This is a genomic window from Rhodanobacter sp. sgz306013, from assembly GCF_057031145.1.
Genome location: NZ_JBXCIJ010000002.1, coordinates 185267 through 200005, shown reverse-complemented (window position 1 = coordinate 200005; position 14739 = coordinate 185267). Strand labels below are relative to the sequence as shown.

Here is a 14739-nt window from a genome sequence, read left to right as displayed (position 1 = left end):
CGCTCCATTCGTGGCACGTGATCCAAACGAAAACGGGCCGCTTGCGCGGCCCGTTCCGATGGGCAAGGACGCCTGCTTACTTCAGCTTGGCAGCCTTGCGCAGTGCCTCGGCCTTGTCGGTCTTTTCCCACGAGAACGCGGTGTAACCCTTGCCGTTCTTGTCCTTGACCTCGACCGGGCTGCGGCCGAAGTGGCCATAGCTGGCGGTCTGCTGGTACATCGGGTGGATCAGGTCGAGCATCTGCAGGATGCCGTACGGGCGCAGGTCGAAGTGCGCGCGGATCAGCTTCTCGATCTTGTCGTCGCTGATCTTGCCGGTGCCGAAGGTGGTGACCGAGATCGAAGTGGGGTGCGCCACGCCGATCGCGTAGCTCACCTGCACCTCGCAGCGGTCGGCGATGCCGGCCGCCACGATGTTCTTGGCCACGTAGCGTGCGGCGTAGGCGGCCGAGCGGTCGACCTTGGACGGATCCTTGCCCGAAAACGCGCCGCCGCCATGGCGGGCCCAGCCACCGTAGGTGTCGACGATGATCTTGCGGCCGGTCAGGCCGCAGTCGCCCACCGGGCCGCCGATCTCGAACTTGCCGGTCGGGTTGATGTGGAACTTGGTGCCCTTGTGCAGCAGCTTGGCCGGCAGCACGGGCTTGATGATGTGCTCGCGCACGGCTTCGATCAGGTCCTTCTGCTTCACGCCCGGATCGTGCTGGGTGCTGAGCACCACGGCGTCAATCGCGGTGGCCACGCCGTTGTCGTAGCGCAGGGTGACCTGGCTCTTCGCGTCCGGGCGCAGCCACGGCAGCGGCGAGTTCTTCTTCTTGCGGATCTTGGCCTGCTGCTCGACGAGGCGATGTGAGTAGTAGATCGCCGCCGGCATGTAGTCCTTGGTCTCGCTGGTGGCGTAGCCGAACATCAGGCCCTGGTCGCCGGCGCCCTGTTCCTCGGGCTTCTTGCGGTCAACGCCCTGGTTGATGTCGGGCGACTGCTTGCCGATCAGGTTCAGTACGCCGCAGGTGGCGCCGTCGAAACCGACGTCGCTGGAGTTGTAGCCGATGTCGAGGATGACCTTGCGGGTGATCGCTTCCAGGTCGATCCACGCCGAGGTGGTGATCTCGCCGGCGACGATCGCCACGCCGGTCTTGACCATGGTTTCGCAGGCCACGCGGGCGCGCGGGTCCTGCGCGAGGATCGCGTCGAGCACGGCGTCGGAGATCTGGTCGGCGACCTTGTCCGGATGGCCTTCGGAGACCGATTCGGAGGTGAACAGATGGCTGGACATCGCGTTTATATCCTCGTGTACGGATAAAGAGATAAAAGAAGGCGGCATCATACAACGCCGTCCCCGATTTTGCAGCCAGCGCAAATTCAGGCGGGTTGCAGGTTAGCGGCGCGTTCAGACGTCTGGACGGCTGGCGCGGATACCTCCCGCAAGCCGGGCGCGCCGCCGACTGGCGGCGGCTGCCGCGCCCCGGGGGTTGTCATGCTGCTGACGCGGCGGCGCAACGTCGTCGTCCACGAAATCGCGCAATCTTGCGACAGGCCAAGCCGGGGGTCGTCGCCATGCAAGCGATCGAGCAGCGTCTGCAGCAACGCTATCCGCACTGGTTCCGCGGCGGCCGCGGCCGCCTGGCGGTGCCGCTGCTGCACGGGCTGGCGCGCTGGTCGGGTTTTGACGGCATCGACGCCTTTTGTGCCATGCATGGCCAGCTGCGCGGCTTCGCCTTCGTCGAGGCCGCCATGCGGCATCTGGGGCTGCGCTATCACCTGGACGCGCCCGCGCTGGCGCGCATTCCCGCCAGCGGGCCGTTGCTGATCGTCGCGAACCATCCCTCCGGCGCTCTCGACGCGCTGGCGCTGCTGGACATGGTGGGTCGGGTGCGGCGCGACGTGCGCGTCATCGCCAACGAGGTGCTGGCGCTGGTGGAGCCGCTGGCGGAGCTGCTGCTGCCGGTGCGCGTGTTCGGCGGCGGCGCCGGTGCGGCCAGCCTGCGCCGGGTGGAGCGCGCGTTGCGCGACGGCGAATGCGTGATCGTGTTCCCCGCCGGCGAAGTCTCGCGGCTCGGTTTGCGTGGCGTGCGCGACACGCGCTGGCGCCCCGGGTTCCTGCGCTTTGCGCGGCGTGCGTCGGCGCCGGTACTGCCGGTGCGCATCGAGGCGCGCAATTCGGCGCTGTTTTACGGGATCTCCGCGTTGTGCCGCCCGGCATCGACGGCGCTGCTGGCGCGCGAGATGTTCGCCCGCCGGCGCCGGCCGGTACGCCTGCACGTGGGGGAGCCGATGCGGATAGCTGTCGACGAGTGCGAGCGCGATGCGCTGCGGCGGATCCGCCAGACACTGCACGCACTCGGCCGCGGTGGAACGATGGCCGTGGCCGGTCCGCAACCGCTGGCGGCGCCCGTCGATGCGGGTGCGCTGGCCGAAGCGCTGGCTGCCACCGAACTGCTCGGTGCCACCAGCGACGGCAAGCAGATCCGCCTGGCCCGCGCCGCCGGAGGCTCGCCGCTGCTGCAGGAGATCGGCCGGCTGCGCGAGCTGACCTTCCGCGAGGTGGGCGAGGGCACCGGCCGCAGCCGCGATCTCGACGCCTATGACGCCCACTACGACCACATCCTGGTATGGGACGCGCAGGCGGCGCGCATCGCCGGCGCCTACCGCGTGATGCGCGGCGCCGAGGCGCTGGCGCGCAGCGAGCTGGCCGGCCTGTACACCGCGTCGCTGTTTCGCTATGCCGACGCGGCCGTGCCGCGGCTGGCGGCAGGGCTGGAACTGGGGCGCAGCTTCGTGGTGCCCGACTACTGGGGCAGCCGCAGCCTCGACTACCTGTGGCAGGGCATCGGCGCCTACCTGCAGCGCTATCCCGGCGTGCGCTACCTCTATGGCGCGGTGTCGATCAGCGCCGCGCTGCCGCGCGCGGCCAGCGAACAGATCGTGGCCTATTACCGGCGCTACCACGGCAGCGCGCAGCCGCTGGCCAGCGCCCGCCAGCCGTTTGCGTTCAAGCAGCAGGAGCCGTCGTTCGACGGACTCGACGGTGCGGCCGCGCACGAAGCACTGAGGCAGGCGCTCGACCGGCTCGGCGCCACCGTGCCGATGCTGTACAAGCAGTACACCGATCTGTGCGAACCCGGCGGCGCGCGCTTCCTCGCCTTCGGCGTGGATCCGGACTTCAGCGGCTCCATCGACGGACTGATCGAGGTCGACCTGCAACAGGTACGCCCGCGCAAGCGCCAGCGCTACCTGGAGCGCCGGCAGGATGCGTTGGCATGAGGCGCCCGTCCGGCCCGTCCGTGCGGCGGCTGCGGACGGTGTTCCTGTCCGACGTGCACCTGGGCGCCAGGCATTGCCATGCGGCGGAGCTGGCGGACTTCCTGGGCGGCCTGCGCTGCGAGCAGCTCTACCTCGTGGGCGACATCGTCGACTTGTGGTGGATCGCGCGCTGGCGTACCTGCTGGGGTGGTGCGCACGCGCGGGTGATCGAGGCACTGCATGCCTTGCACCGGCGCGGCACGGCGATCACCTACGTGCCCGGCAACCACGACCGGCCGCTGCGGCGGCTGTGCGGCCTGTGGATACCGGGCCTGCGTATGCGGCGGCGGGCGATCCACGTCACCGCCGACGGACGCCGCCTGCTGGTGACGCACGGCGACGACTACGACAATGTCACCCAGTTCGGCGGCCTGCAGGAACGCCTGGGCGACTGGATCTACTACCGCATCCTCAGCTGCAACCGCTGGCTGAACCTGGCGCGGCGGCGGCTCGGCCTGCGCTACTGGTCGCTGTCCGCCTTCGTGAAGCGGCATAGCGGCGCCGCGGAACGCTACATCGCGCGCTTCGTGCAGGCCGGGCTGGACGATGCCGCGCAGCGCGGCCTCGACGGCATCGTCTGCGGGCACATCCATCGCGCCGCGCTGATGCAGCGCGATGGCCTGGTCTATGCCAACGACGGCGACTGGGTGGAAAGCCTCACCGTGCTGGCCGAGGACATGGACGGCACGCTGCGCCTCCTGGGTCCTCGCGGCGAGGTGCAGGCCGAGCTGCCGCCGCGGCTGCGCCTGACGGCGGTGGAGCCGCCACGCGAACTGGCTGCCTGAGGCGCAATCAGGCGGCCAGGCGCTCGCCGGCCGACAGCGCAGCAAAATAGTCGCGGGTCAGCCGCAGCTGTTCGGCCGCGGTTTCGGCACGGTTGACTACCCCGCGGAAGGCCGCGTTCTCCGGCCGATCCTTCGCGTACCAGCCCAGGTGCTTGCGCGCAATGCGCACGCCGGCCTGCTCGCCGTAGAAGGCATAGAGGTGTTCCAGGTGGCCGAGCAGGATCGCGGCCACCTCGTCCGGCGTCGGCTCGGGCAGCTGCTCGCCGGAGGCGAGGTAGTGCGCGATCTCGCGGAAGACCCACGGCCGGCCTTGCGCGCCACGGCCGATCATCAGCGCATCCGCGCCGGTGGTGTCGAGTACGTGCCTGGCCTGCTGCGGCGTGGTCACGTCGCCGTTGGCGAACACCGGGATGCGCACGCTGGCCTTCACCGCGGCGATGGTTTCGTACTCGGCCTCGCCTTCGTACTTGTCCGCGCGGGTGCGGCCATGCAGCGCGAGCGCGGCGATGCCCGCGTCCTCGGCGAGGCGGGCGATGGTCAGCGCGTTGCGGTGCTCGCGATCCCAGCCGGTGCGGAACTTCAGTGTCACCGGTACGTCCACCGCGTCCGCCACGGCCTTGCAGATGCGCGCCACCAGGGGCTCGTCCTGCAGCAGGGCGGAGCCGGACCAGACATTGCACACCTTCTTCGCCGGGCAGCCCATGTTGATGTCTACGATCTGGGCGCCGTTGGCCACGTTGAAGCGCGCAGCCTCGGCCAGCATCGCCGGATCGTAGCCGGCGATCTGCACGCTCACCGGCTCGGGTTCGCCGGCATGGTCCATGCGGCGCAACGACTTGGCGGTGCCCCACAGCCGCGGGTCGGCCGTGGTCATCTCCGACACGGCGAGCCCCGCGCCCAGCCGCTTGCACAGCAGGCGGAACGGCTTGTCGGTGACCCCGGCCATGGGGGCCAGCGCCAGCGGCGGGTCGATACGGTAGGGGCCGATCTGCATGTGGCCATTGTACAAGAGCCGGTTCGCCGTCTCCGCATGGCCCTTGTTGCCTTGCCGCGGCTGTCACGCAAAGGCGGCGGACAAGCTCCGGTGAGTGTGACAGCCGCCGGGAAAAGCTATGATCGCAAGCAGCGGTGCTTGACGGGAAAATGGGGCTTGGGATGCTGCGGGGGGCGTGTCTGGGTCTGCTGTTGACGCTGATGGCGATGCCTGCCGTCGCGGCGTCCATGAACGCACTGCGCGAGCGCGCCGTGAGCGATCCGCATGGCCTGATCCTCTCGGTTCGCCAGCAGCTCGACCAGGCGGGTCCTACGTTGTCATCCGCGCGCGAGCGCGAGCTGCTGTGGGGCATGGGCACAGCCGCGATAAACAGCAACGACAACGCCGCGCTGGCCGAGGCTACGCTTCGGCTCGAAGGGCTGGCCGCGGTAGCGCACGATCCGGTGGCCGCGGCCGCCGCGGGGTTCCTGCGCGCGCGCCACGATATCGCCAATGGGCTGGGTGAAGGCCTTGGCGAGGCCCTGCGCGCGGCGGACAAGGTGCTGGGCCACGCCGACCCCGAGATCGCGGCGTGGGCACGCTTCCAGTTGTGTGACGCCTACGCGCTGGACGAAAAGGCCGCCAAGGCCCTGCCGCTGTGCCGGCAGGCGGTGGCCGCCTATCGCGCACTCGACGACGACTTCGGCATCGGCGATGCCGAGAATGACGTGGGCATCGCCTTGGCCACGCTGAACCGGGTCGATGACGCGGCCGCGGCCTACGAGCGTTCGCGCGAGTACTACACCAGGGCCGGGGCGGGGCAACTGGTGGTGATGGTGGGCGACAACCTGTCGAAGATGTATTTGAAGCAGGGCCGTGCCCGCGAGGCGCTGGCCCTGTCCCAGGCCTCGTTGAAGCAGGAGCTGGCCGCGGGGCGCATCAGCGACTCACTGGATTCCAGCACCGACATCGCCTTGGCCGAGGCAGCGCTGGGCCATCGTCGCCAGGCCTACGCGCGGATGCGAGAGGCCGTGGCGCAGGCGCGCAAGGCAGGCATCAACGGCCAGCTGATCGACATGCTGAAGGTGGAGAGCCGGTTGGCCGAGCAGGACGGCGACCTGCGCCAGGCGTTGGCCGACGAGCGCGAGGCGGCGCGGCTCGGCAGCGCCGTCGACACGCCGGCGCTGCGCGCGATCGAGGTCGAACTGGAGCAGCGCTATGCAGTGCGCGAGAAGGAGCTGCGCATCAGCGAGCTGGAGCATGCCAACGAGCTGAAGGATCTGCAGCTCAAGGCGGCTCAGGCCGACGCGGCGCGCAGGCGCGAGCAGGAGCGGCGCCAGCGCCTGGTCAACCTGACCGTTGCGCTGCTGGCGGGGGCCTTGCTGCTGATCGTCGGCCTGCTCGTGCTGCTGTTGCGCGGGCAGCGCCGGCATGCCGCCGAACTGCAGGCGCAGACCTTGCGCGATCCGCTCACCGGCATCGCCAACCGCCGCGCGTTCCAGCAGCGCGCCATCGAGTTGCTCGGGCGGCCGCGCGAGCCGTCGGCGCCGCCGCACGTGTTGCTGCTGATCGACATCGACCATTTCAAGAGCATCAACGACAGCATCGGCCACCCGCAGGGCGACCGGGTTTTGCGGCTGCTCACCGACTACCTGCGCGACGCGGTGGGCAATGCCAGCTTCGTGGCGCGTATCGGTGGCGAGGAATTCGCCGTGCTGTGCCCGCAGGCGGGTCTTGCGGCCGGCATGCGTCTGGCCGAGAGCCTGCGTGCAGGCACGGCGGCACTCGTGCTGCCCAAGGACCTGCAGGTGGCCAGGCTGACGATCAGCATCGGCGTGGCGCAATTCGACGGCGTACGCTGCCACGACCTGTCGAGCTGGATGCGTGCCGCCGACCTGGCGCTGTATTCCGCCAAGTCCGGCGGCCGCGACCAGGTCGTGGCGAGCAAGTTGGCGGGTTGATCCAGTCTTGCTAATGCGTGGGCACGGCACGGGGCGCCGCCGCCGGGGCGTGCCGATGCTTGAACAGCGGCACGAACAGTAGCGCCATCACCAGCGCGTAGCCGGCGAAGGCCAGCCAGATGCCGTGCCAGTCCTTGCAGATCAGCACGCTGTCGTTGCAGGCGTGGTTGGTGAAGAAGTGATCGATCACGAAACCCGCGATCAGGCTGCCCAGCACCGCGCCCACGCCGTTGGTCATCAGCATGAAGAGGCCCTGCGCGCTGGCGCGGATCTTCGGATCGGCCTGGCCCTCGACGAACAGCGAGCCGGAGATGTTGAAGAAGTCGAACGCCATGCCGTAGACGATGCAGGACAGCACGATCATCCACAGGCCGCCGAGCGGCTCCGGGTTGCCGAACGCGAACAGGCCGAAGCGCAGCACCCAGGCCAGCATGCTCATCGTCATCACCGCCTTGATGCCGAAGCGCTTCAGGAAGAACGGGATGGTGAGGATGAACGCGGTTTCGGAGAACTGCGAGATCGAGATGATGATGGTCGAGTACTTCACCGTCAGCAGGTTGGCGTACTCGGGGACTTTCACGAAGTCGGAAAGGAAGGCGTCACCGTAGGCATTGGTGAGCTGCAGCGCCGCGCCCAGCAGCATGGCGAAGACGAAGAACACCGCCATGTTGCGGTTCCGGAACAGCACGAAGGAGGTCAGGCCGAGCCGGTCTACCAGGGTGCGGCTGTGCGCTGCGTCCAGCTTGGGTGGACACTTCGGCAGGGTGAAGGCGTACAGGCCCAGCAGCAGCGAGGCGGCTGCTGCCACGTGGAATTGCGCCGCGGAAGCCTTGAAGCCGAGCAGGCTGGTGGTCCAGGTGGCGGCGATGAAACCCACCGTGCCCCATACGCGGATGGGCGGGTAGGTGCTCACCACGTCGAGGCCGTCCTGCTTCAGCGCGTTGTACGCCACCGTGATCGCCAGCGAGATCGTCGGCATGTAGCAGCACATGTTGAGCAGCATCACCCAGAACATCTGTTGCGGGTCGCCGACATGCGGGATCGCGAACAGCACCACCGCGCCGGCGATCTGGAACAGCCCGTAGAGTCGCTCGGCGTTGATCCACTTGTCCGCCACGATGCCGGCCAGCGAAGGCATGAACAGCGCGGCGATGCCCATGGTCGAGAAGATCGCGCCGAAGCTGGTACCCGACCAGTGCTGGGTCTGGAACCACCACGTGCCGATGGTCAGCAACCACGCGCCCCAGATGTAGTACTGCAGGAAATTCAGGACGGTGAGGCGGAGCTTGAGGCTCATGGCGGTCGGTATCCCCTGTGTGGCCGGGGACGGTCCCGTGGCCATGCTGCTTGGATCGGGGCAGGGTAGAGGAATTTCCGGGAACCCGGCAAGGCGCGCCGCACCGCCGCTGGCGGCTACACTTCGCCCTCCGCGAGCCGTTGCGCAGCCTGCCCATGAGCCTGTTCCTCACCATCGCCGTGGTGCAGCTGATCGCCCTGATGAGCCCCGGCCCGGATTTCTTCTACGTCTCGCAGACCGCGGTGAGCCACTCGCGCCGCGAGGCGCTGGCCGGCGTGGCGGGCATCACGCTGGGCGTGGCCCTGTGGGCGGCGTTGGCATTGCTCGGGCTGCAGCTGCTGCTGCACCGTCTGCTGTGGCTGGAGCGCGCGATCGCAGTGTGCGGCGGCGCCTACCTGTGCTGGATGGGACTGAAGATGCTGCGCGGCGCACTGGCTGCACCGCCCGGTGGTACACCGGCGCGCGCGGTGAAGCTGGCCAATGGCCCCTGGCGCGCCCTGCGCAACGGCCTGTTCACCAACCTCGCCAATCCCAAGGTGGTGGTGTATTTCGGCAGCATCTTCTCCGCCTTCGTGGGCGACGGGCAGAGCGCGTGGGCGCGCTGGGGGCTGTAGTCGATGGTGGTGGCCGAGACCCTGCTGTGGTTCACCCTGGTGGCCGGCGTGTTCGCGCTGCCGGCGATGCGCCGCGGCTACCTGCGCCTGCGTCGCTGGATCGGCGGCTGCGCCGGTGCGGTGTTCATGCTGTTCGGGCTGCACCTGATCTTTGCGCGTCGCGCAGCCTGAGGTCGGCCCCGAGCTGCCGCTGGTGCCATTCCGGCGGGACGTTTTCAGCAGCCGAACGGCAGGTCAAGCCGAAATCCCCTGAGGCGCACTTGGGAAGGCCGAAACCAGCGTCGCGCTTTGCGTGACCTGCCCGCATGGATGATTTGATGAGCTTCCACGCCGCGCCCGAATGGCGGCGCGGTGCCGACGGAGTGGATGAATCAAAACCCTCGACCCTGATCGGCGCGCGTCATTCTGACCGGCATGGGGCCAACCGCCGGAGCCGGACGATTGGTCGGTCGGCGCGGCGTTTTAGGACGCCCCGAACAACTGGTCTTGCCCGTCGTTCCGGCGACCAGGCACCCGTATTCGTGGCGGGCACCTGAAGAACTCCCTGCAACTTCGCGCGCTGGCAGATCATTCAATTGACCGTAGTCAAGTGCGGAGATGTCGATTGGTCTTACATTTCCGCACGAATTCTTAACAATCCGCCAGATGGAGCTCATTGCCATGTCCGTGATGATGAAGCGGTACCCTTCAGGAGAGGGAAAAAACATCTCCTTGTTGCAAAAGCTCGCCGCTGCGGCCTGCTTGCTGCTCGCGCCCACCCTGGTCCTGGCGGTGCCGACGTATGCGCGGCAGACCCATCAGCCCTGCGCCGCCTGCCATGTCGGTGGTTTCGGTCCCGAGCTGACGTCATTCGGGCGCGAGTTCAAGATCAACGGCTATACGATGAAGGTTGGCAACGACACCGATGTGCCGTTGTCGCTGATGCTGGTCGAATCGTTCACGCAGACGGCGAAGGCGCAGACGGCGCCACCGGCGAATGGCTTCGACACCAACAACAACCTCGAACTGCAGCAGGCATCCGTATTTCTGGCCGGCCGCCTGAACGATCACATGGGCACCTTTGTCCAGGCGACTTATTCGGAAAACGGCGGGCTGCTCGGCTGGGACAACGCCGATGTGCGCTACGCCAACCCGTTCAGCCATGGTGACCACAACGGCACCTGGGGTATTTCGATCAACAACAATCCCACGGTCAGCGATGCCTTCAATTCGGCACCGGCGTGGATCTATCCCTACATGGCCGCCGACCTGGCTCCGGGCGCTCCGGCGGCACCCATGTTGTTCGGCGGTCTCGCCGCGCAGTCGATCGGCGCCACGGCGTATGTCCAGGTCGACGGCAAGCTTTACCTCGAGGCAGGCGGTTACCGGTCTCTCTCGGTGGCCTGGGCGCATCATGTCAACGGCCCGTATGACGGCAGGCTCTCCGGGGTGGCTCCGTATGCCCGTGCCGCTTATACATGGCAGGTTCCGCACGGCAACCTGACGTTCGGCGGGTTCCTGCTGAACATGAAGCGCGGCCCGTTGGGTACCGATCTGAACGGCAACGCCATTCCGGTGGCCGGCCCGACCGACAACTTCAACGACGTGGGACTCTCGGGCGACTACCAGTACTTCAAGGGCGACAACGTCGTCACGGTCGACGGCCTGTACGTCCACGAGAGGCAGACGCTCAACAACACCTACGGTGGCGGCGGGTCCTCGAATCTGCACGACAGTCTGGACTCGTTCAATATCAAGGGCAGCTACTGGTTCCGCAACACGTATGGCTTCACCCTGGGCCAGTTCGTCAACAACGGAAGCAACGACCTGACGCTTTACGGCAACAACGGGTCGCCAAATACCCAAGGTGGCATTCTGGAGTTCGACTACAACCCATTCGGCAAGGCCACGTCCTGGATGCAACCGTACGCCAACGTCCGCTTCGGACTGCAATACACCTACTACACCAAGTTCAGCGGTCTCGTTCACAACGTGGATGGTGCCGGGCGCAAGGCCAGCGACAACAACACCTTGTATGCATATATCTGGCTTGCGATCTGAGAAACAAACTGGACGCGCGATTTCGGGGGCCGGTCGAAGACCGGCCCCGTTTGCTTGCCGGGCATTTCATTTCAGGTATCCGGGCCAGGACGGAGCCGTGACGCCCTGCTTGTTTCCACGGCGTAGCACCGTGGCCGGTATATCCGGGCACCGCTGGGCGGTCGGAGTCGCCGTGCCCTTCGAGGTGACATGGCGGCATCACACCGACCGCCTCATGCATCGTCCACGCTGCCCGCGGCTACGGTCGGACCAGGACCATGCTGCCTAGCTGGCGGCGGCAGCAAAATTCGGAGGGGAGGGTATCCGTCGCGCGGATTGCATGCGGTGGCCCGCTGGTCGCATCGTCGCATCGGCGCGAGTGGCCCAGGCGGGCATGCCTCCGTCGCTGGAGAGCGACGCCTGGCGTGGCGGTGGTCGCCGACCGCGTTCCATCGGTCGGCGGCATGGAGGCATTCGCCTGCCGGTCTGTCGCCCCGGCTCGGTCGAACCCTTTGCCGTCGCAACCGTTCCTCCAGCGTGCGGGATCCACTGCCCCGTGGATGGCCGCGAGGGGGTCATCGCCAGCAGGTCGTCGGCTGGCGCGGTGGTCCGTGGATGCGGCAGGCATGCGTCGTGCCGAAACGCCTGGTGAAATTGCCGGTGGGCCGGGCCGCGGCGTCACACCTGCGGCCCCGGCCCGAGCGAGCGTCCGCGTTGCCGGGGCGAGGCTGGAGCCGGTCGACGTGTGGGTTTCAGCGGGGATGAAAACACGAGAGACGCCATCGCAGATGGCGTCTCTCGGTATCGGGTCCGCATGCCGCCCGGCGTGCGGCTTGGCTGGCTGGTTGCTGCGGTTCTCCCTACTCCAGCTCGATCGTGCCGTGCATGAGCGATGCATGGCCGGGGCAGGTGCAGAAGAAGGCATAGGGAACGCCGGGCTTGAGCGCCGAGACCTTGAAGGTGGTGGAGGCTTCCTCGCCGCCGCCGATCAGCTTGGTGTAGGCCACCACGTCGGCGTCGTTCGGTTTCACGTAGTCATGATCGATGCCGGCGGCGACACCATCGTTGACGACGGCCTGCTCGTCGGCAGTCGGGGCGATCACCACGTTGTGACCCATCACGGAGCGCGGCATGCTGCCCACGTTCTTCAAGGTCACGGTGAACGTGGTGCAGGCCTTGGGGACAGTGATCGTCGATTTGTTGAAGCGCAGGGCGTCGTTGCCGCTGACGGTGGTCGAACAGGTGGCGGCCCAAGTCGGTGCGGCAGCCAGGCCAAGCAGCAGCAGGGCGAAAATTCTCAGTTTCATGGGACTTCTCCGGATCAGGTATCGGGCGACGACGCAAAGGCTACGCCGCCGTCCGGACCGCCCATTGACCTGAGTCAAGTTCGCATTCCACGAGCCCGGGCGCACTGGCCGACGAGCCCTGCCAGGAGATGCGCCACTACCGTCGGCGGCGGCGCGATCGGCGTCTGCAAAACCGAAAGAGCATGCGTTTCCGCCGGAGCGGAAAGCGTCGATGACGCGCTCCGCGCGGCACGCGACGGTATCGAGGCGCGCCATTTCTTGCGTGAGCACACGCTTGCCGCAGTGCCTTGGCGGTGCCTCGGGCACATCGGGCATCGGGCCGTGCAGCGATCGCGTGCGGCAATCCGCCGCAACCACCTGGCGGTGTGTCTCATCCGGTCGATGGCCCGTTGCGTTCGATGTGGGAGGTGCGACCGCGGGCGTGCGGCTTCCCTAATACAAAGCTTCGGCTGCGAGCCGGCGCAGTTCCGGCAGCAGCTCTGCCTCGAACCATGGATTGCGTTTCAGCCACAGCCGGTTGCGCGGGCTGGGGTGCGGCAGCGGTAGCACGCCGTGCGCGAGATGCGAGCGCCACGCCAGCACGGTATCGGTGAGCGTGCGGCCGCGCCGTTCGCCGAGCAGGCCGGCCTGCGCGTACTGGCCGATCGCCAGCGTCAACCGCACTTGCCGGAGGCGCGGCAGCAGCGGCGGGTGCCAGGCGGGCGCGCACTCGGGGCGTGGCGGCAGGTCGCCGCCCTTGCCGGTACCCGGAAAGCAGAAGCCCATAGGCACGATGGCGATCTTCGCGGCGTCGTAGAACGTGGCGCGATCCACGCCCAGCCAGTCGCGCAGGCGGTCGCCGCTGGGATCGTTGAACGGGATGCCGGTCTCATGCACCTTGCGTCCCGGCGCCTGGCTCACGATCAGCAGCCGCGACTGCGGCGACGCCTGCAGCACCGGGCGCGGCCCCAGCGGCAGCTGCCGCTCGCAGGTGCGGCAGGCGCGCACGCGCGCCATCAGTTGCTCGAAGGATTCGCTCCGGCTCATGGCAGCAGCTTGCCGGGGTTGAGGATGCCGTCCGGATCGAAGGCGGCCTTTACCGCGCGCATCAAGGCGATGCTTCCCGCGTCCAGGGCGAGCGGCAGGTAATCGCGTTTCACCAGGCCGATGCCGTGCTCGCCCGACAGCGTGCCCTCGAGCGCGATCACCAGCGCGAACAGCTCGGGCAGGGCCGCATAGGCGCGTTCGATCTCGTCCACGTCGCGCGGCAGGAAGTTCACGTGCAGGTTGCCGTTGCCCGCGTGGCCGAAGCTCACGATCGGCACGGCGTGTTTTTCCGCGAGCCGGCGCACGCCATCCACCAACGCAGGCAGGCGGGATACCGGCACCACCACGTCCTCGTTGATCTTGTGCTGCGTGGCGGCACGCTGGGCGAGCGAGAGCGCCTTGCGTGCGGCCCACAGCGCGGCGGTTTGCGCGGCATCCCTCGCCACCACGAGATCGACCAGCCCTTCGCCGCGTGCCGCGCGGGCAACTGCATCCGCCGCCACATCCAGCGTCTCCGGCTCGCCATCCACCTCGATCATCAGCAGCGCGCCCGCCTGCGGGACGCCGGCCTCGGGCTGGTAGTCGCGCGCCAGCCCGAGTGCCAGCGCATCCATGAACTCCAGCGCGGAAGGCGTCGCCGGTTGCGCCATGATCCGCGCCACCGCGCGCGCCGCCGCGCCTGCGTCGGTGTAGCTGGCGCGCAGCGAACGCACCGCGGCGGGCCTGGGCGTGAGCTTGAGCGTCGCCTCGGTGATCAGCGCCAGCGTGCCCTCCGAGCCGATCAACAGGCGGGTCAGGTCGTAGCCGGTCGAATCCTTGGTGGTGTGCGTGCCCGCGCGAAAACTCTCGCCCGTGCCCGCCACGGCGGCGAGGCCCAGCACGTTGTCGCGCGTGCTGCCGTACTTCACCGCGCGCGGGCCGCCCGCGTTGCAGGCGAGGTTGCCGCCTACCGCGCACCACGGCGCGGAGCCGGGATCGGGCGCCCAGAAGAAGCCGTGCGCTGCCAGCGCCTGTTGCAGGCCCTCGTTGGTCACGCCCGGCTCGACCACCGCGAGGCGGTCATCCGGCGCGATGCGCAGGATGCGGTTCATCCGCGTGAAGCATGCCACTACGCCACCCGCCACCGGCACCGAGGCGCCAGTGGAACTGGTGCCGCCGCCGCGCGCGGTGAGCGGCACGCGATGCTCGCGGCAGGCGCGCACCAGCGCCTGGACCTGGTCGTGCGTGGTGGGGAACACCACTGCACCGGGTGCCTGCACATGGCGCGAGTTGTCGCGGGCATAGGTGCGAAGTTCCATTTCGCCGGTGGCCATGGCGTCGGCGGGGAATGTCGCGCGCAGAAGATCCAGCAGGTTGGTGGGCAGTGGCATCGCAGCAGTTTAACGCCGAGCCTATGGAGAGCACGTCCGTGACGGGAGGTGCCGAGCCAAGTACGCCGGGGGCCAGGCCACGGC

At 68.1% G+C, this 14739-nt stretch carries 10 protein-coding genes and 1 pseudogene; 5 read left to right on the top strand and 6 right to left on the bottom strand.

Annotated features, from left to right (window positions below):
• Positions 1–76 precede the first annotated feature (76 nt).
• On the bottom strand, positions 77–1276 hold the full coding sequence (gene metK / locus AC2EWF_RS05935) for a methionine adenosyltransferase (protein ID WP_483638444.1): 1200 nt from the start codon (positions 1274–1276) through the stop codon (positions 77–79).
• Between the two features lie 281 nt (positions 1277–1557).
• Between metK and olsF the strand changes: the two genes are divergently transcribed.
• Complete coding sequence (olsF, locus tag AC2EWF_RS05930; RefSeq protein WP_483638443.1) at positions 1558–3264, top strand: bifunctional ornithine lipid synthase OlsF; 1707 nt, start codon at positions 1558–1560, stop codon at positions 3262–3264.
• Complete coding sequence (locus tag AC2EWF_RS05925; RefSeq protein WP_483638442.1) at positions 3261–4088, top strand: UDP-2,3-diacylglucosamine diphosphatase; 828 nt, start codon at positions 3261–3263, stop codon at positions 4086–4088. Before olsF ends, AC2EWF_RS05925 begins: the two co-directional genes overlap by 4 nt.
• A 7-nt stretch (positions 4089–4095) precedes the next feature.
• On the opposite strand, the gene dusB is transcribed toward AC2EWF_RS05925, so the two are convergent.
• Positions 4096–5082, bottom strand: a complete 987-nt coding sequence (gene dusB, locus AC2EWF_RS05920; RefSeq protein WP_483638441.1) for a tRNA dihydrouridine synthase DusB — start codon at positions 5080–5082, stop codon at positions 4096–4098.
• A 227-nt stretch (positions 5083–5309) separates the two neighbouring features.
• Between dusB and AC2EWF_RS05915 the strand changes: the two genes are divergently transcribed.
• The gene (locus AC2EWF_RS05915) at positions 5310–7022 is read left to right on the top strand and encodes a GGDEF domain-containing protein (protein WP_483638440.1); all 1713 of its coding nucleotides are present in this window, start codon (positions 5310–5312) and stop codon (positions 7020–7022) included.
• Positions 7023–7032: 10 nt separating this feature from the next.
• Here the strand turns inward: AC2EWF_RS05915 and AC2EWF_RS05910 are convergent, their stop codons facing one another.
• Complete coding sequence (locus tag AC2EWF_RS05910) at positions 7033–8319, bottom strand: nucleoside permease (RefSeq protein ID WP_483638439.1); 1287 nt, start codon at positions 8317–8319, stop codon at positions 7033–7035.
• A 155-nt stretch (positions 8320–8474) separates the two neighbouring features.
• Between AC2EWF_RS05910 and AC2EWF_RS05905 the strand changes: the two are divergent.
• Both AC2EWF_RS05905 and AC2EWF_RS05900 read left to right on the top strand, forming a co-directional pair.
• Positions 8475–9104, top strand: a pseudogene (locus tag AC2EWF_RS05905) (homoserine/threonine efflux transporter).
• A gap of 489 nt (positions 9105–9593) precedes the next feature.
• Positions 9594–10973: a cytochrome C gene (locus AC2EWF_RS05900; protein WP_483638438.1), complete on the top strand. Its 1380-nt coding sequence runs from the start codon at positions 9594–9596 to the stop codon at positions 10971–10973.
• 839 nt (positions 10974–11812) lie between these two features.
• On the opposite strand, the gene azu is transcribed toward AC2EWF_RS05900, so the two are convergent.
• The 3 genes from azu to AC2EWF_RS05885 form a co-directional block, all read right to left on the bottom strand.
• Positions 11813–12259 (bottom strand): azurin, encoded by a 447-nt coding sequence (gene azu / locus AC2EWF_RS05895; protein ID WP_483638437.1) that lies wholly within the window; start codon positions 12257–12259, stop codon positions 11813–11815.
• A 432-nt stretch (positions 12260–12691) separates the two neighbouring features.
• Positions 12692–13285 (bottom strand): uracil-DNA glycosylase family protein, encoded by a 594-nt coding sequence (locus AC2EWF_RS05890; RefSeq protein ID WP_483638436.1) that lies wholly within the window; start codon positions 13283–13285, stop codon positions 12692–12694.
• Positions 13282–14655 (bottom strand): FAD-binding oxidoreductase, encoded by a 1374-nt coding sequence (locus AC2EWF_RS05885; protein ID WP_483638435.1) that lies wholly within the window; start codon positions 14653–14655, stop codon positions 13282–13284. Before AC2EWF_RS05885 ends, AC2EWF_RS05890 begins: the two co-directional genes overlap by 4 nt.
• Positions 14656–14739 lie beyond the last annotated feature (84 nt).

Excerpts from the sequence above, each read along its gene's own strand:
- metK (WP_483638444.1), bottom strand. The coding sequence starts at position 1,276 with ATGTCCAGCCATCTGTTCACCTCCGAATCGGTCTCCGAAGGCCATCCG.
- olsF (WP_483638443.1), top strand. The coding sequence starts at position 1,558 with ATGCAAGCGATCGAGCAGCGTCTGCAGCAACGCTATCCGCACTGGTTC.
- AC2EWF_RS05925 (WP_483638442.1), top strand. The coding sequence starts at position 3,261 with ATGAGGCGCCCGTCCGGCCCGTCCGTGCGGCGGCTGCGGACGGTGTTC.
- dusB (WP_483638441.1), bottom strand. The coding sequence starts at position 5,082 with ATGCAGATCGGCCCCTACCGTATCGACCCGCCGCTGGCGCTGGCCCCC.
- AC2EWF_RS05915 (WP_483638440.1), top strand. The coding sequence starts at position 5,310 with ATGAACGCACTGCGCGAGCGCGCCGTGAGCGATCCGCATGGCCTGATC.
- AC2EWF_RS05910 (WP_483638439.1), bottom strand. The coding sequence starts at position 8,319 with ATGAGCCTCAAGCTCCGCCTCACCGTCCTGAATTTCCTGCAGTACTAC.
- AC2EWF_RS05900 (WP_483638438.1), top strand. The coding sequence starts at position 9,594 with ATGTCCGTGATGATGAAGCGGTACCCTTCAGGAGAGGGAAAAAACATC.
- azu (WP_483638437.1), bottom strand. The coding sequence starts at position 12,259 with ATGAAACTGAGAATTTTCGCCCTGCTGCTGCTTGGCCTGGCTGCCGCA.
- AC2EWF_RS05890 (WP_483638436.1), bottom strand. The coding sequence starts at position 13,285 with ATGAGCCGGAGCGAATCCTTCGAGCAACTGATGGCGCGCGTGCGCGCC.
- AC2EWF_RS05885 (WP_483638435.1), bottom strand. The coding sequence starts at position 14,655 with ATGCCACTGCCCACCAACCTGCTGGATCTTCTGCGCGCGACATTCCCC.